Source organism: Pseudomonas sp. MF6396 (assembly GCF_002018915.1).
Classification (GTDB): domain Bacteria; phylum Pseudomonadota; class Gammaproteobacteria; order Pseudomonadales; family Pseudomonadaceae; genus Aquipseudomonas; species Aquipseudomonas palmensis.
Genome location: NZ_MVOK01000017.1, coordinates 97,323 through 120,250 on the forward strand (window position 1 = coordinate 97,323; position 22,928 = coordinate 120,250).

A 22,928-nucleotide genomic window follows, 5' to 3' on the forward strand; every position below is an offset into this window, starting at 1 on the left:
CATTTCGCCTCTGTAAGGGTGCGGAAAGGTCAATCAGGTCACGGCGCCGATCTGCCACGGCACGAACTCGTTCTGCCCGTAGCCGTGTTGCTCGCTCTTGCTGCGCTGGCCCGATGCGATGCGCAGCATCTGTTCGAAGATGTAGGCGCCGCGTTCTTCAATGCTGGTGGAACCGTCGGCAATGCCGCCGCAGTTCACGTCCATGTCTTCTTCCTGGTACTCGAACACCCGGTTGTTGGTGGCCAGCTTGATCGACGGCGCCGGGGCGCAGCCGTAGGCCGAACCGCGACCGGTGGTGAAGGCGATCAGGTTGGCACCGCCGGCGACCTGGCCGGTGGCCGACACCGGGTCGTAGCCGGGGGTGTCCATGAACACCAGCCCCTTGGCGCGCACGGCCTCGGCGTACTGGTACACGTCCACCAGGTTGCTGGAGCCGGCCTTGGCCACGGCGCCCAGGGATTTTTCGAGAATGGTGGTGAGGCCACCGGCCTTGTTGCCGGCCGAGGGGTTGTTGTTGAGCTCGGCGTTCATGCGCTGGCAGTAGTCTTCCCACCAGTGGATGCGCGCGATCAGCTTCTCGCCCACTTCGCGGCTGACCGCACGGCGCGTCAGCAGGTGCTCGGCGCCGTAGATTTCAGGGGTTTCGGACAGGATCGCGGTGCCGCCCGCAGCCACCAGGCGGTCTACCGCATTGCCCAGCGCGGGGTTGGCGGTGATGCCCGAATAGCCGTCGGAACCGCCGCATTGCAGGCCCACGATCAGGTGCCGGGCGCTGACCGGCTCGCGGCGCACCTGGTTGGCGTCGGCCAGCAGCGCCTTGACCTGCTCGATACCGGCGGCGATGGTCTTGGAGGTGCCGCCAATGCCCTGGATGGTGAACGCGCGCAACTGGGCGCCGGCGGTCAGCCCCTGGGTCTGCATCAGGCTTTCGATCTGGTTGGTCTCGCAGCCCAGGCCGATGATCAGCACGGCGGCGAAGTTGGGGTGCACGGCATAGCCGCCCAGGGTGCGGCGCAGCAGGCCAAGGGCTTCGCCGCTGGGGTCGACCGCGCAACCGGCACCGTGGGTCAGGGCCACCACACCATCGACGTTGGGGTAGTCGGCCAGCGCCTCGGGGTGGATATCGCGGCGAAAATGGTCGGCCACGGCGCGGGCGACGGTCGCCGAGCAGTTCACCGAGGTCAGGATGCCCACGTAGTTGCGGGTGGCCACCCGCCCGTCGGCACGCACGATGCCTTCGAAGAAGGCTTCCCTGGCCGGCACGCTGTGGGCGTCTTCGCCAAAGGCGTAGTCACGGGCGAAGTCGCCCATCTCCACGTTGTGCACATGCACGTGTTCGCCGGCCTCGATGGGCTGCGAGGCAAAGCCGATGATCTGGCCATAGCGGCGCAGCGCCTCGCCCTGCTCCACGCGCTGGCTGGCCACCTTGTGCCCCGAAGGGATCGACTGGCGCACGGTGACCGCCTCGGCGTCCAGGTGCAGGCCCTCGGGCAGCACCTGGCGGGCAATCAGCACGTTGTCCAGCGGGTTGAGGCGGATGACCGCAGGGTCTTCGCTGCTGCGGGTTCTGGCAATCAGGTGCATGGGACCTCTCAGGGCGCTACGGCAAGCTTCTTGTTATGGCATCACGCCCGTCTTGTGCGGGCGAATCTGCACCAACTGTAAGGAGCCGGCCGGCGTATTCCCAATGAGATGATCCGATCAAGCGATAACCCTGGGTTATCGAAGTGCGAATTCTCGTTTCATTTATAGATCGTTTTATGACCCTCGGCCTGACGGCGCTGACGGGCGAAGTCCAGCAGGATATCGGCGAACACCTGCGCCGAGCCGGTCAGCGGCTGGTCCTTGCGGGTGATGATGCCGTACTCCAGCGGTGCCAGGTGCAGCGGGGTCTGCAGCTCGCGAAACTGACCGCTGGCCAACTGCGCCGCCACCATCGAGCGCGGCAGCATGGCGATCATCGGCCCCGACTGCAGCAGTTGCAGGAACATCGGCATCGAGATGGTATCCACGCTGTCGGCGGGGGTGGCGATGTTGGCAGCGCGAAACGCCCGCTCCAGGCGGTCGCGGATCGGCGTGCCGACCGGGTACAGCACCCACGGCCAGTCGCCCAGGGCCTCCAGCGGCGTGATCTCGAGCTGGTTGAGCGGGTGGCTGCTGTTGACCACCAGGCAGAAGGGCTCGGGCTCCAGTGCCTGGAAGTCGAACAACTGGGCGAAGCGCGGTTCGGTGAAGCGCCCGATCATCAGGTCGAGCTTGTTCTGTTCGAGCATCGCCAGCAGGTAGTCGCTGGACTGCTCCACCACTTCTATCGACAGCAGCGGGCTGCGCGCCTTGATCGCGGCAATGGCCTGGGGCAGCACCACCGAGGTGGCGGCGAAGATGCCGCCCACCTTGATGAAGCCGTGCCCGCCCTTGCGCAGGCGATTGACCTGGTCGACGAAGGTGTGCGAGTCGGCCAGCGCGTTCTGCGCATAGCGCACCACGTACTCGCCCAGCTCGGTGGGCGGCATGCTGCGCGGCAGGCGTTCGAACAGGGCAAAGCCGAACTGCTCCTCGAGGTCGCGCAGCATCTTGCTCAGGGCTGGCTGGCTGAGGTTCATGCGCGAGGCGGTGGCGTGCATGTTGCGCGTGCGCGCCAGGGTGTCGATCAGCACCAGGTGCTTGAAGCGCACCCAGTTGCAGAAGCTGGAATGGGTAATGTCCGAGGGCATCGGCTCAGTGCCTCCTGAAGGTGGCGGCGCAGGTCATGTCATTGCGCCCGCAGGTAATGCAGCAGGGTGTTCAGCGCCACCGAGCGTGGGCGCGAACGCAGGGTCAGCAGGCCCAGGTTGACCATGCTGATGGGCAGCTCCACCGGCAGGATGGCGACCATGCCATAGCGCGCATAATGCTCGGCCACGTCGTTGGGCACCACCGCGATCATGTCGGAGGCTTCGAGCATGGCGGTGGTGGCCAGGATCGAGGCGGTCTCGACGATGTCCAGCGACTGCACCATGCCGCCGGCCTGCAGCGCGCTTTCCACGCGCCGGCGCATCGGGCTGCCGAGCGGGTGCAGGATCCAGGTGAGGCTGACCAGGTCGGCCAGTTGCAGCGCCGCGGCGCCGGCCAGCGGGTGCCCTGCCCTGGCGATCACGCGCATCTGCTCGCCGATGTCGAACAGCTCGATGTCCAGGTCCTGGCTGTCACCCTGGTCGGGCAGGCGCCCGAGCACCACGTCGAAGTCGCCGCGCAGCAGCGCCGGCAGCAAGGTGTCGCTGGTGCCCACCTCGATGCTGATGCGCACCTTGGGATGGTCGCGCTTGTAGGCCAGCACCGCGCCGGTCAGCAGGCGCGGCACCGGGCCCATCACCGTGCCCACCCGCACCAGGCCCATGGCACCGCGGGCCAGTTCGGCGATCTGCGCCTGGGCGTGCTCGAACTCGTGCAGCGCGCCCTGGGCATAGCGGATCATCACCTCGCCATACAGAGTGGGCTGCATGCCCCGGGGCAGGCGCTCGAACAGGCGTACGCCCAGGCGCTCCTCCAACTGCTGCAACAGCAGGCTCGCCGCCGGTTGGGTGGTGTGCATGGCCGCTGCGGCGCGGCGCAGGTTGCCGAACTCGCCCAGGGCGTTGAGCAAGGTGATCTGGCGGCTGGAAATTTTCAGCGCGCCGAGGCTGCGTGGCAGCAGCGGATCGGCTTCAGGGCTCGCAGACATATCGAATTCGGTATCCCTGGTTAGGAAACCGCGATTATGCACGTATCGCTCGGCAACCTACAGTCGGGACTCCAAGTGGTCACCGAGAACAAGAGCCCGCCATGAGCATTCGAATTACCCACCTGAGCGTTCGCGATATCCGTTTCCCTACCTCGCTGTCGCTCGACGGCTCCGACGCGATGAACAGCGCACCGGACTATTCGGCGTCCTACGTGGTGCTGCACACCGACAGCCCCCTGGAAGGCCACGGCCTGACCTTCACCATCGGCCGCGGCAACGAGATCTGCGTGGCCGCGATCCAGTCGCTGGCACCGATGGTGGTGGGCCTGACCCTGGAAGAGATCACCGCCGACATGGGCGCCTTCTGGCACAACTTCACCGTGGGCGACAGCCAGCTGCGCTGGCTGGGCCCGGAAAAAGGCGTGATCCACCTCGCCACCGCCGCCATCATCAATGCCGTGTGGGACCTGTGGGCCAAGCACGAAGAAAAACCGGTGTGGAAGCTGCTGGCCGACATGAGCCCCGAGCAGCTGGTGCGCTGCCTGGACTTCAGCTACGTCACCGACGTGATCACCCCCGAGGAAGCCATCGCCCTGCTGCGCCGCAATGCGCCGGGCAAGGCCGAGCGCGAGGCGCAGATGCTGCGCGAAGGCTACCCGGGCTACACCACCGCACCGGGCTGGCTGGGCTACAGCGAAGAGAAGATGCGCCAGCTGACCCGCGAGGCCGTGGCCGATGGCTGGACCCACGTGAAGCAGAAGATCGGCGCCAACCTGGAAGACGACATTCGCCGCGCCGGCATCCTGCGTGACGAGCTGGGCTGGGAACGCACCCTGATGATGGACGCCAACCAGGTGTGGGGCGTGGACGAATCGATCGAGAACATGCGCCGCCTGGCCGCCTTCGCACCGCTGTGGATCGAGGAGCCGACCAGCCCCGACGACATCCTCGGCCATGCCACCATTCGCCAGCGCATCGCGCCGATCGGCGTGGCCACCGGCGAGCACTGCCACAACCGGGTGATGTTCAAGCAGATGTTCCAGGCCGGTGCGCTGGACTTCTGCCAGCTCGACGCGGCGCGCCTGGGCGGGCTGAACGAGGTGCTGATCGTCCTGCTGATGGCGGCCAAGTACGACGTGCCGGTGTGCCCGCATGGCGGGGGTGTGGGTTTGTGCGAATACGTGCAGAATATCGCGCTGTTCGACTACATCGGCGTTTCGGCCTCGCTGCACAACCGCGTGCTGGAATACGTCGACCACCTGCACGAGCACTTCATCGACCCGGTGGTGATCCGCCGCGGCCGCTACATGCCACCGCTGCGCCCCGGCTACAGCATCGAGATGCACGCCGACACCCTGGAGCGCTACCAGTACCCGAACGGCCCGGTGTGGCTGGACATCGCCCGCACCTGATCGACACCCAAGCCCGCCGCCGCGCCCTGCGCGTCGGCGGGCCGCACCATCAATACCGGGGTTAACAATAATGACAATCCTCAATACCGCGACAGCGGCGGCCGCGCCCGCCGTGCCTGCCGAACAACGCCTGAACAGCCTGCTGCTGCGCAAACTGCTGCCGCTGCTGGTCATCGTCTACGTGATGAGCTTTCTGGACCGCACCAACATTGCCCTGGCCAAGGCCAGCATGGGCATCGACCTGGGGCTGTCGGCCGCTGCCTACGGCCTGGGTGCCGGGCTGTTCTTTCTGACCTACGCGCTGGCCGAGGTGCCAAGCAACCTAATCATGCACCGGGTGGGCGCACGTTTCTGGATCACCCGCATCATGATCACCTGGGGCCTGCTGTCGGCGGGCATGGCGTTCGTGCAGGGCGAGACCTCGTTCTACATCATGCGCCTGCTGCTGGGCGTGGCCGAGGCCGGGCTGTTCCCGGGGGTGATGCTGTACCTGACCTACTGGTTCGACCGCGAACAGCGGGCACGTGCCACCGGTTACTTTTTGCTGGGCGTGTGCCTGGCCAACATCCTCAGCGGGCCGCTGGGCGGTGCGTTGCTGCAGATGGACGGCTTGCTGGGCTGGCATGGCTGGCAGTGGCTGTTCGTGATCGAAGGCCTGCCGGCGGTGGCGCTGGCGTATGTGGTGTGGAAGAAACTGCCTGACGGGCCGGCCTCGGCCAAATGGCTGTCGGAGGCCGACAAGCGCGACATCGAGCAGCGCCTGAACGCCGAAAAAGCCGCCGCGCCGCCACAAACCCGCCTGAGCCAGATGTTTCGCGACAAGCAGATCTGGCTGGCGATCGCGGTGTACTTCGTGCACCAGATCACCATCTACACGGTGATCTTCTTTCTGCCGGGCATCATCGGCACCTATGGCAACCTGTCGCCGTTCCAGATCGGCCTGCTGACCTCGGTACCGTGGATTGCCGCCGCCATTGGCGCCGCGACCTTCCCGCGCCTGGCCACCACCCCCACCCGCTGCCGGATGATCATGTTCTTCGGCTTGCTGACCATGGCGGCGGGGCTGGTGATTGCCTCGTTCTCCAACTCGTTCATCGGGCTGGTGGGCTTTTCGCTGACGGCGCTGATGCTGTTCGTGGTGCAGTCGATCATCTTCGTGTTCCCGTCCAGCCGCCTGAGCGGCAGTGCACTGGCGGCGGGGCTGGCGTTCGTGACCATGTGCGGGCTGTTCGGCGGGTTCGTCGGGCCGTCGGTGATGGGGTTGATCGAGCAGACCACCGGCAGCACGCGCAACGGGCTGTGGGTGATCGCCGGCCTGCTGGTGCTGGCGGCGCTGATCAGCACGCGGTTGCGTCAAGGGCAGGAGGAGAAGGCTCAGGCCTGATCGGGTATCGGTTACGCGCTCATTCGCCGGCAAGGCCGGCTCCTACGGGTTTGTGCATCTGCATGTAGGAGCCGGCCTTGCCGGCGAATGGCGTTCATATCATTCCGAATGATAGTTACCTTCGCCCCATTCGATTCGTTGTTAATAGTTACAAATCGCAGAATCCGCCCACTCTCAATACATTGGCGGATCTATCCATGGAACACTCACTCAAACCCTTGCGCTATCCCCTTGCTGCCCTGGCACTGGTGGTGATGAGTGCCTGTGGTCGTACCCCGGAGGCCCCGCAAGCGCCCGGTGCGCCGAAAGTCACGGTGGCCAAGGTGCTGGAGCAGCCCATCAACGAATGGGACGAGTTCACCGGCCGCCTCGAAGCCCCCGAAACCGTCGAAGTACGCCCGCGCGTGTCCGGCCAGATCGACCAGGTAGCCTTCACCGAAGGTGCCCAGGTCAAGAAAGGCGACCTGCTGTTCCAGATCGATCCGCGCCCGTTCCAGGCTCAGGTACGCCAACTTGAAGCCCAACTGCAACAAGCCCGCGCCACCGCCACCCGCAGCCAGACCGAAGCCCAGCGCGGCGAGCGCCTGCGCAGCAGCAACGCGATTTCCGCCGAACTCGCCGAGTCGCGCACCAGTGCCGCCGCCGAAGCCCGCGCCGGGGTGGCCGCGATCCAGGCGCAGCTGGACCTGGCCAGGCTGAACCTGAGCTTCACCCGCGTGACCGCGCCCATCAGCGGCCGTGTCAGCCGCGCCGAGTTCACCGCCGGCAACATCGTCACCGCCGATGTCACCGCGCTCACCAGCGTGGTGTCCACCGACAAGGTCTACGCCTACTTCGACGCCGACGAGCGCGTGTACCTCAAGTACACCCAGCTGGCCCGCGACGGCCAGCGCGGCCAGAGCACCCCGGTGTACCTGGGCCTGTCCAACGAAACCGGCAACCCGCACCTGGGCCAGATGAACTTCGTCGACAACCAGGTCAACCCCAAGACCGGCACTATTCGCGGTCGCGCGGTGTTCGACAACAGCGACGGCCAGTTCACCCCCGGGCTGTACGCACGCCTGAAACTGGTCGGCAGCGCCACCTATTCGGCCGTGCTGATCAACGACGAGGCCGTGGGCACCGACCTGGGCAAGAAGTTCGTGCTGGTGATGGACAAGGACAACAAGGCCGATTACCGCGCCGTGGAGCTGGGCCCCAAACTCGAAGGCCTGCGTATCGTGCGCAGCGGCCTGAGCAAGGAAGACCGCATCGTGGTCAAGGGCCTGCAGCGTGTACGCCCTGGCTCGCCGGTCAGCCCTGAAGAAACCCCGATGGCCAGCGACACCACCCTCGCCGCCCTCGCCCAGCAACGCCAGGCCCTGGAAGCCAGCACCCCGAGCAAGCCGGTCACGGTCAAGCTCGCCAGTGCCGCGGCACCACGCGGTTAAGGGACCAGACCGATGAATTTTTCCCAGTTCTTCATTACCCGGCCGATCTTCGCCGCCGTGCTGTCGCTGCTGATCCTGATCGCCGGCAGCATCTCGCTGTTCCAGCTGCCGATCAGCGAATACCCCGAGGTGGTACCGCCCACCGTGGTGGTGCGCGCCAACTTCCCCGGTGCCAACCCCAAGGTGATCGGCGAAACCGTGGCCGCGCCGCTCGAGCAGGCCATCACCGGTGTCGAGAACATGCTGTACATGTCCTCGCAGTCCACCGCCGACGGCAAGATCACCCTGACCATCACCTTCGCCCTGGGCACCGACCTGGACAACGCGCAGGTGCAGGTGCAGAACCGTGTGACCCGCACACAGCCCAAGCTGCCCGAGGAAGTCACGCGTATCGGTATCACCGTCGACAAGGCCTCGCCCGACCTGACCATGGTGGTGCACCTGACCTCGCCGGATAACCGCTACGACATGCTCTACCTGTCCAACTACGCGATCCTCAACATCAAGGACGAGCTGGCTCGCCTGGGTGGCGTGGGTGACGTGCAGCTGTTCGGCATGGGCGACTACTCGCTGCGCGTGTGGCTGGACCCGAACAAGACCGCCTCACGCAACCTGACTGCCAGCGACGTGGTGGCTGCCATTCGCGAGCAGAACCGCCAGGTGGCCGCCGGCCAGCTCGGTTCGCCGCCCGCCCCCGGGGCCACCAGCTTCCAGCTGTCGGTCAACACCCAGGGCCGCCTGGTGAGCGAAGAGGAATTCGAGAACATCATCATCCGCTCTGGCGCCGACGGTGAAATCACCCGCCTCAAGGACATCGCCCGGGTGGAGCTGGGCTCCAGCCAGTACGCCCTGCGTTCGCTGCTCAACAATCAGCCGGCGGTGGCGATCCCGATCTTCCAGCGCCCTGGCTCCAACGCCATCGAGATCTCCGACGAAGTACGCGCCAAGATGGCCGAGCTGAAGAAGGACTTCCCCGAGGGCATGGACTACAGCATCGTCTATGACCCCACCGTGTTCGTGCGCGGCTCGATCGAAGCGGTGGTGCACACCCTGTTCGAGGCGCTGATCCTGGTGGTGCTGGTGGTGATCCTGTTCCTGCAGACCTGGCGCGCCTCGATCATCCCGCTGGTGGCGGTACCGGTCTCGCTGATCGGCACCTTTGCGGTGATGCACCTGTTCGGCTTCTCGCTCAACGCGCTGTCGCTGTTCGGGCTGGTGCTGGCCATCGGTATCGTGGTGGACGACGCCATCGTGGTGGTGGAGAACGTGGAGCGCAACATCGAGCTGGGACTCAACCCGCTGGAGGCGACCAAGCGCGCCATGAGCGAAGTGACCGGGCCGATCATCGCCACCGCGCTGGTGCTGTGCGCGGTGTTCATCCCGGCAGCGTTCATCTCCGGCCTGACCGGGCAGTTCTACAAGCAGTTCGCCTTGACCATCGCGATTTCCACGGTGATCTCGGCGTTCAACTCGCTGACCCTGTCGCCGGCGCTGGCTGCGGTGTTGCTCAAGGGCCATCACGCCCCCAAGGACCGCTTCTCGAAACTGCTCGACCGCCTGCTCGGCGGCTGGCTGTTCAAGCCGTTCAACCGCTTCTTCGAGCGTGCCAGCCATGGCTACGTGGGCACCGTGGGCCGCGTGATCCGCAGCAGCGGCATCGCCCTGTTCGTGTACGCCGGGCTGATGGTGCTGACCTGGATGGGCTTTGCCGCCACCCCGACCGGTTTCGTGCCCGCCCAGGACAAGCAGTACCTGGTGGCCTTCGCGCAACTGCCGGATGCGGCCAGCCTTGACCGCACCGAATCGGTCATCAAGAAGATGAGCGAGTTCGCCCTCAAGCAACCGGGTGTGGCCGACTCCATCGCCTTCCCGGGCCTGTCGATCAACGGGTTCACCAACAGCCCCAACAGCGGCATCGTGTTCGTCGCACTCAAGTCGTTCGACCAGCGCAAGGACCCCAGCCAGTCGGCCGCGGCGATTGCCGCCACGTTGAACGCGCAGTACGCCGACATCCAGGAAGCCTACATCGCGATCTTCCCGCCACCGCCGGTTCAGGGGCTGGGTACCATCGGCGGTTTCCGCCTGCAGATCGAAGACCGTGGCAACCTGGGCTACGAGGCGCTGTACAAGGAAACCCAGAACATCATCGCCAAGAGCCACAACGTGCCGGAGCTGGCCGGGCTGTTCACCAGCTACCAGGTGAATGTGCCGCAGGTGGATGCCGCCATCGACCGTGAGAAGGCCAAGACCCACGGTGTGGCGATCAACGATATCTTCGACACCCTGCAGATCTACCTGGGCTCGCTGTACGCCAACGACTTCAACCGCTTTGGCCGTACCTACCAGGTCAACGTGCAGGCCGAGCAGCAGTTCCGCCTGGATGCCGAGCAGATCGGCCAGCTCAAGGTGCGCAACAACCAGGGCGAGATGATCCCGCTGGCGACCTTCATCAAGGTCAGCGACACCTCCGGGCCGGACCGCGTGATGCACTACAACGGCTTCATCACCGCCGAGATCAACGGTGGCGCAGCACCCGGCTACAGCTCCGGCCAGGCCGAACAGGCCATGGCAAAACTGCTCAAGGAAGAACTGCCCAACGGCATGACCTTCGAATGGACCGAGCTGACCTATCAGCAGATCCTGGCCGGCAACACCGCGCTGTTCGTGTTCCCGCTGTGCGTGCTGCTGGCGTTCCTGGTACTGGCTGCCCAGTACGAGAGCTGGAGCCTGCCGCTGGCGGTGATCCTGATCGTACCGATGACCCTGCTGTCGGCCATTACCGGGGTGATCCTGTCCGGTGGCGACAACAACATCTTCACCCAGATCGGCCTGATCGTACTGGTGGGGCTGGCGTGCAAGAACGCGATTCTTATCGTCGAGTTCGCCAAGGACAAGCAGGCCGAAGGGCTCGACCCGCTGGCTGCGGTGCTGGAAGCCTGCCGGCTGCGGCTGCGCCCGATCCTGATGACCTCGTTCGCCTTCATCATGGGTGTGGTGCCGCTGGTGTTCTCCTCCGGGGCCGGCGCCGAAATGCGCCATGCCATGGGCGTGGCGGTGTTCTCCGGGATGATCGGGGTGACGATTTTCGGCCTGTTGCTGACCCCGGTGTTCTTTGTGTTGATCCGTCGTTATGTAGAGCGCAGCGAGGCCCGCAAGGCGGCCCGCCAGCTGCAGCTGGAGAACCAGGCATGAACCACTTGAAACTGTGGGCACCGAGCCTGCTGGTGCTGGCCCTGGCCGCCTGTGCGGTCGGCCCGGACTACCAGGCCCCGCACACCGACGCCGCGCACCTGGCGGCGGCCGATGCGCAGGAGGCCAAGGCGGCCTTCGACCGCACCCGCTTCGATGCGATCTGGTGGCGTCAGTTCGACGACCCGGTCCTCAACCAGCTGGTGAGCCAGTCGCTGGCCGACAACCGCGAGCTGCGCGTGGCGTTTGCGCGCCTGAAGGCGGCGCGGGCGATCCGTGACGATGTGAGCAACGATGCGCTGCCCACCGTCACCAGCCGCGCCAGCAGCGACCTGGGCAAGGGTCAGATACCTGGCCAGACCGACCGCCGGGTCAACAGCGAGCGCTACGACCTGGGCCTGGACATGGCCTGGGAGCTTGACCTGTTCGGCCGCATTCAGCGCCAGCTGGAAGCCAGCGAGGCGCAGGAGGCCGCGGCCCAGGCCGACCTGCAACAATTGCAGGTGAGCCTGATTGCCGAGCTGGTTGATGCTTATGGACAACTGCGCGGTGCGCAGTTGCGCGAGAAGATAGCCCTGGCCAACCTCAAGACCCAGCAGGATTCGCGCGGCATTACCGAAACCCTGCGTGATGCGGGGGTTGGCAACGAACTGGACGTGGTGCGCGCCGATGCGCGCCTGGCGGCGGTAGAGGCCAGCGTGCCGCAGCTGCAGGCCGAGCAGGTGCGTGCGCGCAACCGCATCGCCACCTTGCTGGGGCAGCGGCCGGATGCGTTGAGTGTCGACCTGTCGCCGGCGCAGTTGCCGGCGATTGCCAAGGCCCTGCCGATTGGCGACCCGGGCGAACTGCTCAAGCGTCGCCCGGATGTGCGCAGCGCCGAGCGCCAGCTGGCGGCGGCCACGGCGAATGTGGGGGTGGCCACGGCCGACCTGTTCCCGCGGGTGAGCCTGAGCGGCTTCCTGGGCTTTACCGCAGGGCGTGGTTCGCAGTTGGGGTCGAGTGCGGCGCAGGCGTGGGCACTGGGCCCGAGCATCACCTGGGCGGCGTTCGACCTGGGCAGTGTGCGGGCGCGTCTGCGCGGCGCGAATGCCGAGGCCGAGGGTGCGTTGGCGACCTATGAGCAGCAGGTGCTGCTGGCGTTGGAAGAGTCGGAGAATGCGTTCAGCGATTACGCCAAGCGTCAGCAACGGCTGATGGCGCTGCTGCGCCAGAGCGAGGCGAGCCGCAAGGCCGCGGACCTGGCGTCGATTCGTTACCGTGAAGGTACGGTGGATTACCTGGTGCTGCTGGATGCCGAGCGTGAACGGCTTACTGCCGAGGACGCGCAGGCGTTGGGCGAGGTGGACCTGTATCGCGGGATCGTGGCGATCTACAAGGCACTCGGTGGTGGCTGGCAGACCGACAGCGTGGCTGCGGCGAACTGATTCAGAGCTCCTTTGGTTGGTTAGCACCGACCACTTTGCCCCGCCATTGGCGGGGCTTTTTTTTGTGGCCTTGCGGGCCTCTTCGCCGGCACATCTGCCTTCTTGGCCCTTGAAATGCAGCGGGCCCCTTCGCCGGCAAGGCCGGCTCCTACACAGGTCACGGTAAACCTGTAGGAGCCGGCCTTGCCGGCGAAGGGGCCCGCCAGAACGCTACAACTGCTTAGTAGTAGGCGTTTTCTTTCTGCGAATGGTCGGTCACGTCACGCACGCCCTTGAGCTCCGGAATGCGTTCGAGCAAGGTGCGCTCGATGCCTTCGCGCAAGGTCACGTCGGCCTGGCCGCAACCCTGGCAACCACCGCCGAACTGCAGCACCGCAATACCGTCCTCGACCACTTCGATCAGGTTGACCTGACCGCCGTGGCTGGCCAGCCCCGGGTTGATCTCGGTTTGCAGGTAGTAGTTGATGCGCTCGTTGATCGGGCTGTCGGCATTGACCATCGGCACCTTGGCGTTCGGCGCCTTGATGGTCAACTGGCCGCCCATGCGGTCGGTGGCGTAGTCCACCACCGCATCTTCCAGAAACGGGATGCTGACCGCATCCAGGTAGGCGGTGAAGGACTTGAGCCCCACCGCTTCGTCTTCCGGCTTTTCTTCACCTGGCTTGCAGTAGGCAATGCAGGTTTCGGCGTAGTTCGTACCCGGCTGGGTAATGAAAATGCGAATGCCAATGCCTGGGGTATTCTGCTTTTCCAGCAGATCGGCCAGGTAATCGTGCGCGGCGTCGGTAATCGTTATGGCGCTCATGTAAGTTCCTCACAGACTTGTGCGCAGTTTACGCCAACACGGCCGGCGAACAAAGTCCTAGTAATTCTGTCGGGAAAGTGCCACCGGCACCGCCGGGCCCAGACGCGCCTCGAACCAGCCACTCATGCGCCGATACAGGCCCTTTTCCAGCCAGCGGTAACTGGCCCACGACGCCCCGCCGATCAGCGGCACGCACAGCGCGAACACCAGGTAGGGGTTGAGCCCCAGACGCTTGCTGGCAAACCAGCCGCCGTACAGCACCAGCACATGGATCAGGTACACCGAATAGGAGCAGTCGCCCAGTGCCTTGAGCACCCGGTTGCCCTTGAAATACGGCTCCAGCGAGATGCACGCCAGCACGATCAGCGCGCTCGGCAGGCCCCAGTGCAGCAGGCGCGACGAATTATCCAGGCGATAGATCGCCACCGATGCGGCCGCCAGGGTCAGCAACGGCAGCCACAGCCCCTGGGCAATCCAGCCGCGTCGGTAGAGCACGCCGATGGCTACGCCCAGCAGGAACTCGTAGATGATGTTGTTGCTGTAGAACCGCCCCAGCACGCCCAGGCCGGTGAGCACCTCGCTGACCGCGAACAGCGCCAGCGCCACCAGCCACAGGTGATGGCGCTGGCGCACCAGGAACACCAGCGAGAACAGCAGGTAGAAGAACATCTCGTAGTTCAGCGTCCAGCCCACGTTGAGCGTGGGGTACAGGCCATAGCCGCCGGGGTTTTCCGCCGGAATGAACAGCAGCGACAGCAGCAGGTGCGACAGCTCCAGGGTCTGATGCGGCATCCACTGGCTGGCCACCACCAGCAGCAGCGCCATCAGGCCGGTATAGAACCAGTAGGCCGGCACGATGCGCAGCACCCGGTTGAGCAGAAAGCGCCGCGGCGCCATGGGTTTGTCGCGGGTCGAGAGGTAGATCACCAGCCCGCTGATGACGAAGAAGATGTCCACCCCGACCGCACCGCGATCGGCCAGAAACTGCCCTACCGGGCCGCTGGCCTTGAAGTCGAAGAAGATCTGCATGAAGTGGTGACAGACCACCACCCAGGCGGCGAGCGCCCTCAATGCCTGAAGCGAAAACAGCATGTCGATTCCCGTCTCTCGTTACCCCACCCTGGCCCCGCACAAATCGGGACCGCTTGCGGGTGGGACTACGAAAGGCCGGGAAAGATCAGCCCGATCTGCCCGGCGGTTGCCTCAGAGGTTCTCGTAGCGGTTCATGTCGAGCACGCCGGCCTCCACCGGATCGGTCTGCTGGATGTAGCGGCTCAGGTCATGAAAGTACTGCCAGAACTGCGGGTGGCTGCGGCGCACGCCCCAGCGCATGACGATGCGCTCGAAGCGGGCCGGATCGTCCCGCGCCGCCTCCATGTCCTCGACCCACTCGGGCACGTCGCTGGCCGGAATGTTGAACATGAAGTTGGGGTAGCTGCTCATCACCCCCGGGTAGAGGGTCAGGGTGTCCAGCCCCGGCTGGTAGCGGTAGGCCTCGCCGAGCATGAACGCCACGTTGCTGTGGGCGCGGTTGCGCAGCAGGCTGTAGACCTTGCGCTGGCCGCCCTGCCCTTCGATGCGCAGCATGGTCGCCTCGGGCAGCTGGCCGATCACCTTGAGCCCGGCCGCCGGGCGCGAGGCCAGCCGGCTCAGGGCCTGCTCCACGTCACGGAACTCCTCGCTGCCGGGCAGCGAGCAGTACGCGCCCTGGCAGCGGTTGATCGGGTCGGGCGCGGCGTTCAGGCTGCCGGTGCGCTCCACCAGCTTGAGGCCGAAGTCGCGCTTGGGGTCGCGCGGGTCGAGCTTGAGGGCGGTCGGGGTCTTGCTGTCGATCGCCTCGTAGTCCAGCCACATCTTGACCTTGCCGCTGTTCTGGTACCAGTCGCCGAGGATGTCGCTGCGCTGCTTGGCCGGCATCAGGCGCAGGAAGTTGACCTCGGCCCCGTTGCGGATCAGGTCGAAGTACAGGCGCGTCTGCGCCTGGTGCGAGACGTTGCCGTACACGTCGAAATTCACCGCCAGCTGGTAATAGGTGCGCTCGAACAGCGGGTAGTCGAACAGCCACAGGGTCTTGGGCACATCGCCGATCAGGCCCTTGCTCACCGAGGCGCTGTCGAAGTGGCGGAAGATGGTCAGCAAGGCGTTGTCGTTGCCGGCCCACAGGCTCGACCAGCTCGGTGGCGGCAGGTCGGCATAGGCGTCGCGGCGCAGTTTTTCGTACTCGTTGCGCTTGTCGCGGTAGGCGTGCCACAGGGTCAGGATGCTGCCCACGTCGTCGATCTGACCGGGCATCGCCAACAGGGGCGTGGCCTTGCCGCGGTACTCGGCATCGGTGATGTAGCGGTCGTGTGCCGGCTCCTGGAACAGGGTCCAGAAGTTGTCGCGGATCACGTCGGTGGCGATCTGCCCACGGCATACCGGGCCGCGAATGAAGGTGCGCACGAAGTACTCGGCGTTATCGAGCATGAACTGGTAGCGCGCTATCGCCGGGATCGCCTCGAAGGTCTCGAACGGGTTGGCGCGGTGGCGCGGGCCGTAGCCGGGCAAGGCCGTGGCATGCCAGTCGCCGCTGTAGAACAGCTGCTTGACGCGCTTGAGCTTGTTCGGCCCCATCGGGTAGGTGATGTGGGTCTTGTGCACGATCACGCCCTGCACGGGCATCAGGCGGTAGTAGAAGTCGGTGCCGGGCGGATCGTTGGGGCGGCGTGTGGCGATCAGGTCGATCGGCTGGCCGCTGGGCGTGCGCGAGCGCACCCACTGGAAGAAGTGGCCCTGCTCGCCGCCGACAAAGTAGATGTGCGCCAGGAACAGGTGCTCGTACAGCCAGCGCCCCACCAGCGCCTCGGTGGACCCGGGGCGGTTGAGCAGCGCCTCCCATTCGGTGATCTGCGCGGCCTCGGTGGCACTTGGCTGGATCGGGTTGTACTCCACCGGCGCACCGGCGGCGAACCAGCGCTGCAGGGTCTGGTACTCGGCATCGGTAAGGCCGGTGACGGCCAGCGGCATGCCCTCCCTGGGGTGGGCGCCGGCGTAGGCGTCGAACTCGCCGGGCAGCGGGCACATGTTGTTGCGGTTGAGCCCCAGCACGATCTCCTCGGGCAGCTTGGCATTGGGGGTGAGCGGCGTGTTGTGGCCCAGCTCGAGCATGCGCGCCATCAGCGCGGCCTGGCTGCCCTGGCTGTCGAGCACCGAACTGAAGCCCTTGCGCTGCCAGGCCTCGACGCTGTGCGCGTCGTAGAACAGCCGGGTCGGCGCGACCGCCGTACTGCGGTCGCCCTGATACACAGGCACCTTGGAGGCACCGCGCGCGGCGCCCTCGGCACTGCCCAGGTTCAGCTGGCAGGCCGCGTCGTTGCAGGCATGGCAGGCAACGCACTTCTCGGTGAAGATCGGTTGGATGTCCCGGGTATAGGAAATAGCCGGGCTTGTGACGGGGGCTTGTCCGAGCGCCGCGCCGCTGATGAGCAGTGCGAAGGCGCCGGCAAGTAAACGATGCACCATGTGCCGAATGTCCTGGGTATTGATAGCTTCACGATTCTACCGGTGGCGGCAGCGTGCCAACATGAATCAAATTCATGCAAACCGGCAACACGCCTAAAAACCGCGCAGGTTTGTTATTATTCCGCAACTTTTGTATTTGCCCGACCAGGTAGTCCTATGTCTGACCGCAGCGCCCGTTACCAAGCACTTCAGCAAGCCCTCAAAGAGCGCATACTGATCCTCGATGGCGGCATGGGTACTATGATCCAAAGCTACCGCCTGGAGGAACACGACTATCGTGGCACGCGCTTTGCCGACTGGCCTAGCGACGTCAAGGGTAACAACGACCTGCTGCTGCTTTCGCGCCCCGACGTGATCGCGGCCATCGAGAAAGCCTACCTGGATGCCGGCGCCGACATCCTCGAAACCAACACCTTCAACGCCACCCAGGTATCCCAGGCCGACTACGGCATGGAATCGCTGGTGTACGAACTCAACGTGGAAGGTGCGCGCATCGCCCGCCAGGTGGCCGATGCCAAGACCCTCGAAACCCCCGACAAGCCGCGCTTCGTCGCCGGGGTGCTGGGCCCCACCAGCCGGACCTGCTCGATCTCCCCGGATGTCAACGACCCCGGCTACCGCAACGTCACCTTCGACCTGCTGGTGGAAAACTACATCGAGGCCACCCGCGGCCTGATCGAGGGCGGCGCCGACCTGATCCTGATCGAGACCATCTTCGACACCCTCAATGCCAAGGCGGCGATCTTCGCCGTGCAGCAGGTGTTCGAGGACGACGGCATCGAGCTGCCGATCATGATCTCGGGCACCATCACCGACGCCTCGGGCCGTACCCTCTCGGGCCAGACCACCGAGGCGTTCTGGAACTCGGTACGCCACGCCAACCCGATCTCGGTGGGCCTGAACTGCGCACTGGGCGCCAAGGACCTGCGCCCCTACCTCGAAGAGCTGTCGAACAAGGCCGGCACCCACGTTTCGGCGCACCCCAACGCCGGCCTGCCGAACGCCTTCGGCGAGTACGACGAGACCCCGGCCGAAACCGCCGCGGTGATCGAAGAGTTCGCCGCCAGTGGGTTTCTGAACATCATCGGCGGTTGCTGCGGCACCACCCCGGGGCATATCCAGGCCATCGCCGAGGCAGTGGCCAAGTACCCGCCACGGGCGATCCCCGAGATTCCCAGGGCCTGCCGCCTGTCGGGCCTGGAGCCGTTCACCATCGACCGCAGCTCGCTGTTCGTCAACGTCGGCGAACGCACCAACATCACAGGTTCCGCCCGTTTCGCGCGGCTGATCCGTGAAGAGAACTACACCGAGGCGCTGGAAGTGGCCCTGCAGCAGGTCGAGGCCGGCGCCCAGGTGATCGACATCAACATGGACGAAGGGATGCTCGATTCCCAGGCGGCCATGGTCAAGTTCCTCAACCTGATCGCCGGCGAACCCGACATCTCCCGGGTGCCGATCATGATCGACTCCTCCAAGTGGGAAGTGATCGAGGCCGGCCTCAAGTGCATCCAGGGCAAGGGCATCGTCAACTCGATCTCGATGAAGGAAGGCGTCGAGGCGTTCAAGCACCATGCCCGCCTGTGCAAGCGCTACGGCGCCGCCGTGGTGGTGATGGCCTTCGACGAGGTCGGCCAGGCCGATACCGCCGCCCGCAAGCGCGAGATCTGCAAGCGCAGCTACGACATCCTGGTCGATGAGGTGGGCTTCCCGCCCGAAGACATCATCTTCGACCCGAACATCTTCGCCGTGGCCACCGGCATCGAGGAACACAACAACTACGCGGTGGACTTCATCGAGGCCTGTGCCTACATCCGCGACCACCTGCCGTATGCACTGACCTCCGGCGGGGTATCCAACGTGTCGTTCTCGTTCCGTGGCAACAACCCGGTGCGCGAGGCGATCCACTCGGTGTTCCTCTACCACGCGATCCAGAACGGCCTGACCATGGGCATCGTCAACGCCGGCCAGCTGGAGATCTACGACGAGATCCCGGCGCTGCTGCGCGAGAAGGTCGAGGACGTGGTGCTCAACCGCACCCCCGACGGCACCGATGCGCTGCTGGCGATTGCCGACGACTACAAGGGCGGCGGCGCGGTCAAGGAGGTCGAGAACGAGGAGTGGCGTTCGCTGCCGGTGGACAAGCGCCTCGAGCACGCCCTGGTCAAAGGCATCACCGCGTTCATCGTCGAGGACACCGAGGAGTGCCGCCAGCAGTGCGCGCGCCCCATCGAGGTGATCGAGGGGCCGCTGATGAGCGGCATGAACGTGGTGGGCGACCTGTTCGGCGCAGGCAAGATGTTCCTGCCCCAGGTGGTCAAGTCGGCGCGGGTGATGAAGCAGGCGGTGGCTCACCTGATCCCGTTCATCGAACTGGAAAAAGGCGACAAGCCCGAGGCCAAGGGCAAGATCCTGATGGCCACGGTCAAGGGCGACGTGCACGACATCGGCAAGAACATCGTCGGCGTGGTGCTCGGCTGCAACGGCTACGACATCGTCGACCTGGGCGTGATGGTGCCGGCCGAGAAGATCCTGCAGGTGGCGCGCGAGCAGAAGTGCGACATCATCGGCCTGTCGGGGCTGATCACACCGTCGCTGGACGAAATGGTGCACGTGGCCCGCGAGATGCAGCGCCAGGACTTCCACCTGCCGCTGATGATCGGGGGGGCAACCACCTCCAAGGCGCATACCGCGGTGAAGATCGAGCCCAAGTACAGCAACGACGCGGTGGTCTACGTGACCGACGCCTCGCGTGCGGTGGGCGTGGCCACGCAGTTGCTGTCCAAAGAGCTCAAGCCGGCCTTCGTGCACAAGACCCGCGAGGACTACGTGGAGGTGCGCGAACGCACCGCCAACCGCAGCGCGCGCACCGAGCGCCTGAGCTATGCGCAGTCGATCGAGGCCAAGCCGAAGTACGACTGGTCTGCCTACCAGCCGGTGGCACCGACCTTTACCGGTACCCGCGTGCTGGAGAACATCGACCTCAAGGTGCTGGCCGAGTACATCGACTGGACGCCGTTCTTCATCTCCTGGGACCTGGCTGGCAAGTACCCGCGCATCCTCAACGACGAGGTGGTGGGCGAAGCGGCCACCGCCCTGTTCGCCGATGCACAGGAAATGCTGGCCAAGCTGATCGACGAGAAGCTGATCAGTGCCCGCGCGGTGTTCGGCTTCTGGCCGGCCAACCAGGTGGCGCACGACGACATCGAGGTGTACGGCGATGACGGCCAGCCCCTGGCCCTGCTCCACCACCTGCGCCAGCAGACGATCAAGCCCGACAGCAAGCCCAATTTATGCCTGGCCGACTTCGTGGCGCCCAAGGACAGCGGCATCACCGACTACGTGGGCGGCTTCATCACCACCGCCGGCATCGGCGCCGAAGAAGTGGCCAAGGCCTACCAGGACAAGGGCGACGACTACAGCTCGATCATGGTCAAGGCCCTGGCCGACCGCCTGGCCGAGGCCTGCGCCGAGTGGCTGCACGAGCAGGTGCGCAAGGAGTACTGGGGCTATGCCAAGGACGAGCACCTGGACAACGAGGCGCTGATCAAGGAGCAGTACGCGGGTATCCGCCCTGCCCCGGGCTACCCGGCGTGCCCGGACCACACCGAGAAGGAAACCCTGTTCCGCCTGCTTGACGGCACGGCCATCGGCGAGACCGGCCCGAGCGGCGTGTTCCTCACCGAGCACTTCGCGATGTTCCCGGCGGCGGCGGTCAGTGGCTGGTACTTTGCCCACCCACAGGCGCAGTACTTTGCCGTGGGCAAGGTCGACAAGGACCAGGTCCAGAGCTACACCGCACGCAAGGGGCAGGACCTGGCGGTAACCGAGCGCTGGCTGGCGCCCAACCTGGGGTACGACAACTAAGCGCTGGTGAGGCAAGGGTCTACACTGAGCTGAAGCCTTTTACAGGAGCAGATCATGGAAGACCCGGCCGAACACAAACCGCCGACCTTCTGGCAAATGCTGCACAGCGTGCTGGCTGCAGCCTTTGGCGTGCAGACCGGCAAGAACCGCGCCCGCGACTTCACCCACGGCAAGCCCGCGCACTTCATTGCGCTGGGCACGGCCTTCACGCTGGTGTTCATCCTGGTGCTGATAGGGCTGGTTCAGCTGGCGATGCACCTCACCGCCCGCTGAGGCGACCGCGTTGGCGCCTTCGCCGGCAACGCCGGCTCCTACAGGTCATGTGTGGCCCTGTGGGAGCCGGCCTTGCCGGCGAAAAGGCCGGTACAGCCTCAGGGCTCCAGCCCGATCCCGCGCAGTATCACACTGGTCACCGTCTGCAACGCCCGCTCGAACTGCGGTTCGCTCAGCGGCTGGTGCGCGTTGAGCAGGTTCACCTGGTGGCTGAAGTCGGCGTAGTGCTGGGTCGAGGCCCAGATCATGTACAGCAGCCCCGAGGGCTCCACCGGCAGAATCCGCCCGTCCTCGACCCACTGGCGAATCTTGCCCTCCTTGAGCTTGGCCCATCCGTACAGGCTGTCATCCAGCGCCGCCCCCAGGTGCGGCGCACCGTGGATGATCTCGTTCGCCCACACCTTGGAGCCGTGCGGGCGGGTCCAGGAATGGTTCATCTTGGCGCGGATATAGGTGCTGAGCACGATGCGCGGGTCATCGTAGAGCTCGAAGCACAGGGCGTCCTGCTTCCACACTTCCAGCAAGCCGAACAGCACCGCCTGGTACAGCTCGGCCTTGGTGCTGAAGTAATAGTGCACGTTGCTGCGCGGCAGCGCGGCGGCCTCGGCGATGTCGGCCATGGCCGTGCCGGCGAAGCCCTTCTCGGCAAAGACCTTTTCTGCTGCCAGCAGGATGCTGTCGACATTGCGTTGGCGAATGCTGTGCTTGTGCGCGGCCATGGGCGGGTCCGTTGCGGATGACCCTGCAAGGCTACCACCGCCAGGGCGATTCGTGCCGCACGCTCAAAAAAGTTGTGCCGCGGGCGGTGTTTTTCAGCGCCGTGCGCTGTCCGATACTGCGCCTCACCGCATTACATCCCACACAAGAGGACGCACTCCATGACTATTCCCCTGCTCGGCCTGGGCACCTTCCGGCTCAAGGACCAGGTGGTCATCGACTCGGTCAGCCAGGCCCTCGAACTGGGCTACCGGGCCATCGACACCGCGCAGATCTACGGCAACGAGGCCGACGTCGGGCACGCCATCGCCGCCAGCGGCGTTGCACGCAACGAGCTGTTCCTGACCAGCAAGATCTGGACCGAGAACCTGGGCGCCGACAAGCTGATCCCCAGCCTGAAAGAAAGCCTGCACAAGCTGGGCACCGACTATCTGGACCTGACCCTGATCCATTGGCCGTCGCCCAAGGGCGCCGTGCCGGTGGCCGAGTTCATGGGCGCCCTGCTCGAAGCGAAGCGCCAGGGCCTGACCCGCCAGATCGGCGTGTCCAACTTCACCATCGCCTTGCTGCGTCAGGCCATCGAGGTGGTTGGCGCCGAACAGATCGCCACCAACCAGATCGAGCTGCACCCCTACCTGCAGAACCGCACGCTGGTGGATTTCATGCACGAACAGGGCATCGCGGTGACCTCCTACATGACCCTGGGCTATGGCAAGGTGCTGCACGATCCGCTGATCCAGCAGATCGCCGAACACCATGGCGCCACCCCGGCGCAGGTGGCCCTGGCCTGGGCGATGCAGCTGGGCTATGCGGTGATCCCCTCCTCGACCCGGCGTGAAAACCTGGCCAGCAACCTGAAGGCAGCGCAGCTGCGCCTGAGCGAACAGGACATGGCGCAGATTGCCGGCCTGGACAAGGGCGAGCGCCTTGTCGACCCCGAGTCGCTTGCACCCGCCTGGGACTGATCAACCGCGGTCGGTGCACACCTTGGCCAGTTTCAGGTACTGCACGGTGTGCTGCCGGCCGGCAGAGTCCACGTAGGTCATGTACGCCTTCACCACGTCGCAGACCTCGGTGGCCGGCTCGTCCAGTTGCACCACGCGCGCCACGTCCAGTGGCATGCCGTACTGATAGACCGTGGTCGTCTGGGCCTGGGCGGCACCGGCCAGCAACAGCGCCAGGGGCAGCAGCGTTCGCAGCGTCATGACAGTTCTCCCGTGAAATGGAAG

16 protein-coding genes are annotated in these 22,928 nt (G+C 65.4%); 8 read left to right on the forward strand and 8 right to left on the reverse strand.

The genetic code is table 11. The features are described 5' to 3' along the window. Positions 1–33 precede the first annotated feature (33 nt). The 3 genes from MF6396_RS17885 to MF6396_RS17895 all read right to left on the reverse strand — a co-directional run bounded on the left by MF6396_RS17885 (position 34) and on the right by MF6396_RS17895 (position 3,700). Positions 34–1,584: a UxaA family hydrolase gene (locus MF6396_RS17885; RefSeq protein ID WP_078481162.1), complete on the reverse strand. Its 1,551-nt coding sequence runs from the start codon at positions 1,582–1,584 to the stop codon at positions 34–36. Between the two features lie 158 nt (positions 1,585–1,742). Next, complete coding sequence (locus tag MF6396_RS17890; RefSeq protein ID WP_043864069.1) at positions 1,743–2,714, reverse strand: LysR family transcriptional regulator; 972 nt, start codon at positions 2,712–2,714, stop codon at positions 1,743–1,745. A 38-nt stretch (positions 2,715–2,752) separates the two neighbouring features. Further along, positions 2,753–3,700 (reverse strand): LysR substrate-binding domain-containing protein, encoded by a 948-nt coding sequence (locus MF6396_RS17895; RefSeq protein WP_054914325.1) that lies wholly within the window; start codon positions 3,698–3,700, stop codon positions 2,753–2,755. A 101-nt stretch (positions 3,701–3,801) separates the two neighbouring features. Here MF6396_RS17895 and MF6396_RS17900 point away from each other — a divergent pair, with 101 nt between their 5' ends. From MF6396_RS17900 to MF6396_RS17920, 5 genes are all read left to right on the forward strand, one after another. Beyond that, positions 3,802–5,112 (forward strand): L-fuconate dehydratase, encoded by a 1,311-nt coding sequence (locus MF6396_RS17900; RefSeq protein WP_043864071.1) that lies wholly within the window; start codon positions 3,802–3,804, stop codon positions 5,110–5,112. A 70-nt stretch (positions 5,113–5,182) separates the two neighbouring features. Further along, on the forward strand, positions 5,183–6,496 hold the full coding sequence (locus MF6396_RS17905) for an MFS transporter (protein WP_078481163.1): 1,314 nt from the start codon (positions 5,183–5,185) through the stop codon (positions 6,494–6,496). A 197-nt stretch (positions 6,497–6,693) separates the two neighbouring features. After that, complete coding sequence (gene mexE, locus MF6396_RS17910) at positions 6,694–7,926, forward strand: multidrug efflux RND transporter periplasmic adaptor subunit MexE (RefSeq protein WP_043864073.1); 1,233 nt, start codon at positions 6,694–6,696, stop codon at positions 7,924–7,926. A gap of 12 nt (positions 7,927–7,938) precedes the next feature. Further along, on the forward strand, positions 7,939–11,118 hold the full coding sequence (locus MF6396_RS17915) for an efflux RND transporter permease subunit (protein ID WP_054914324.1): 3,180 nt from the start codon (positions 7,939–7,941) through the stop codon (positions 11,116–11,118). After that, a complete protein-coding gene (locus MF6396_RS17920; protein WP_043864075.1) occupies positions 11,115–12,539 on the forward strand; it encodes an efflux transporter outer membrane subunit in 1,425 nt (474 codons plus the stop codon). The genes MF6396_RS17915 and MF6396_RS17920 overlap by 4 nt, the downstream gene beginning before the upstream one ends. A 220-nt stretch (positions 12,540–12,759) precedes the next feature. Here MF6396_RS17920 and nfuA read toward each other — a convergent pair whose 3' ends face one another. The 3 genes from nfuA to MF6396_RS17935 form a co-directional block, all read right to left on the reverse strand. Beyond that, positions 12,760–13,344: a Fe-S biogenesis protein NfuA gene (gene nfuA, locus MF6396_RS17925; RefSeq protein ID WP_058540345.1), complete on the reverse strand. Its 585-nt coding sequence runs from the start codon at positions 13,342–13,344 to the stop codon at positions 12,760–12,762. 57 nt (positions 13,345–13,401) lie between these two features. Further along, entirely contained in the window at positions 13,402–14,436 is a 1,035-nt protein-coding gene (locus MF6396_RS17930) for an acyltransferase family protein (protein ID WP_054914323.1), read from the reverse strand. A 111-nt stretch (positions 14,437–14,547) separates the two neighbouring features. Next, on the reverse strand, positions 14,548–16,845 hold the full coding sequence (locus MF6396_RS17935) for a fatty acid cis/trans isomerase (RefSeq protein ID WP_078481164.1): 2,298 nt from the start codon (positions 16,843–16,845) through the stop codon (positions 14,548–14,550). A 156-nt stretch (positions 16,846–17,001) separates the two neighbouring features. Here MF6396_RS17935 and metH point away from each other — a divergent pair, with 156 nt between their 5' ends. Together metH and MF6396_RS17945 are read left to right on the forward strand one after the other, a co-directional pair. After that, the gene (gene metH, locus MF6396_RS17940; RefSeq protein ID WP_078481165.1) at positions 17,002–20,709 is read left to right on the forward strand and encodes a methionine synthase; all 3,708 of its coding nucleotides are present in this window, start codon (positions 17,002–17,004) and stop codon (positions 20,707–20,709) included. 54 nt (positions 20,710–20,763) lie between these two features. Next, positions 20,764–20,982: a DUF2970 domain-containing protein gene (locus MF6396_RS17945; RefSeq protein ID WP_043864080.1), complete on the forward strand. Its 219-nt coding sequence runs from the start codon at positions 20,764–20,766 to the stop codon at positions 20,980–20,982. 98 nt (positions 20,983–21,080) lie between these two features. Here the strand turns inward: MF6396_RS17945 and MF6396_RS17950 are convergent, their stop codons facing one another. Continuing rightward, positions 21,081–21,701, reverse strand: a complete 621-nt coding sequence (locus tag MF6396_RS17950) for a TetR/AcrR family transcriptional regulator (RefSeq protein ID WP_043864081.1) — start codon at positions 21,699–21,701, stop codon at positions 21,081–21,083. Between the two features lie 159 nt (positions 21,702–21,860). Between MF6396_RS17950 and dkgB the strand changes: the two genes are divergently transcribed. Beyond that, positions 21,861–22,664, forward strand: coding sequence for a 2,5-didehydrogluconate reductase DkgB (gene dkgB, locus MF6396_RS17955; protein ID WP_078481166.1), 804 nt, complete (start codon positions 21,861–21,863; stop codon positions 22,662–22,664). On the opposite strand, the gene MF6396_RS17960 is transcribed toward dkgB, so the two are convergent. Beyond that, complete coding sequence (locus MF6396_RS17960; RefSeq protein ID WP_078481167.1) at positions 22,665–22,904, reverse strand: DUF2790 domain-containing protein; 240 nt, start codon at positions 22,902–22,904, stop codon at positions 22,665–22,667. Between the last annotated feature and the right edge of the window lie 24 nt (positions 22,905–22,928).

What these genes read in the sequence shown, in the direction of transcription:
- MF6396_RS17945 (WP_043864080.1), top strand. Translation starts at nt 20,764, where the DNA reads ATGGAAGACCCGGCCGAACACAAACCGCCGACCTTCTGGCAAATGCTG.
- dkgB (WP_078481166.1), top strand. Translation starts at nt 21,861, where the DNA reads ATGACTATTCCCCTGCTCGGCCTGGGCACCTTCCGGCTCAAGGACCAG.
- metH (WP_078481165.1), top strand. Translation starts at nt 17,002, where the DNA reads ATGTCTGACCGCAGCGCCCGTTACCAAGCACTTCAGCAAGCCCTCAAA.
- nfuA (WP_058540345.1), bottom strand. Translation starts at nt 13,344, where the DNA reads ATGAGCGCCATAACGATTACCGACGCCGCGCACGATTACCTGGCCGAT.
- MF6396_RS17960 (WP_078481167.1), bottom strand. Translation starts at nt 22,904, where the DNA reads ATGACGCTGCGAACGCTGCTGCCCCTGGCGCTGTTGCTGGCCGGTGCC.
- MF6396_RS17900 (WP_043864071.1), top strand. Translation starts at nt 3,802, where the DNA reads ATGAGCATTCGAATTACCCACCTGAGCGTTCGCGATATCCGTTTCCCT.
- mexE (WP_043864073.1), top strand. Translation starts at nt 6,694, where the DNA reads ATGGAACACTCACTCAAACCCTTGCGCTATCCCCTTGCTGCCCTGGCA.
- MF6396_RS17890 (WP_043864069.1), bottom strand. Translation starts at nt 2,714, where the DNA reads ATGCCCTCGGACATTACCCATTCCAGCTTCTGCAACTGGGTGCGCTTC.
- MF6396_RS17915 (WP_054914324.1), top strand. Translation starts at nt 7,939, where the DNA reads ATGAATTTTTCCCAGTTCTTCATTACCCGGCCGATCTTCGCCGCCGTG.
- MF6396_RS17950 (WP_043864081.1), bottom strand. Translation starts at nt 21,701, where the DNA reads ATGGCCGCGCACAAGCACAGCATTCGCCAACGCAATGTCGACAGCATC.
- MF6396_RS17935 (WP_078481164.1), bottom strand. Translation starts at nt 16,845, where the DNA reads ATGGTGCATCGTTTACTTGCCGGCGCCTTCGCACTGCTCATCAGCGGC.
- MF6396_RS17885 (WP_078481162.1), bottom strand. Translation starts at nt 1,584, where the DNA reads ATGCACCTGATTGCCAGAACCCGCAGCAGCGAAGACCCTGCGGTCATC.
- MF6396_RS17930 (WP_054914323.1), bottom strand. Translation starts at nt 14,436, where the DNA reads ATGCTGTTTTCGCTTCAGGCATTGAGGGCGCTCGCCGCCTGGGTGGTG.
- MF6396_RS17895 (WP_054914325.1), bottom strand. Translation starts at nt 3,700, where the DNA reads ATGTCTGCGAGCCCTGAAGCCGATCCGCTGCTGCCACGCAGCCTCGGC.
- MF6396_RS17905 (WP_078481163.1), top strand. Translation starts at nt 5,183, where the DNA reads ATGACAATCCTCAATACCGCGACAGCGGCGGCCGCGCCCGCCGTGCCT.
- MF6396_RS17920 (WP_043864075.1), top strand. Translation starts at nt 11,115, where the DNA reads ATGAACCACTTGAAACTGTGGGCACCGAGCCTGCTGGTGCTGGCCCTG.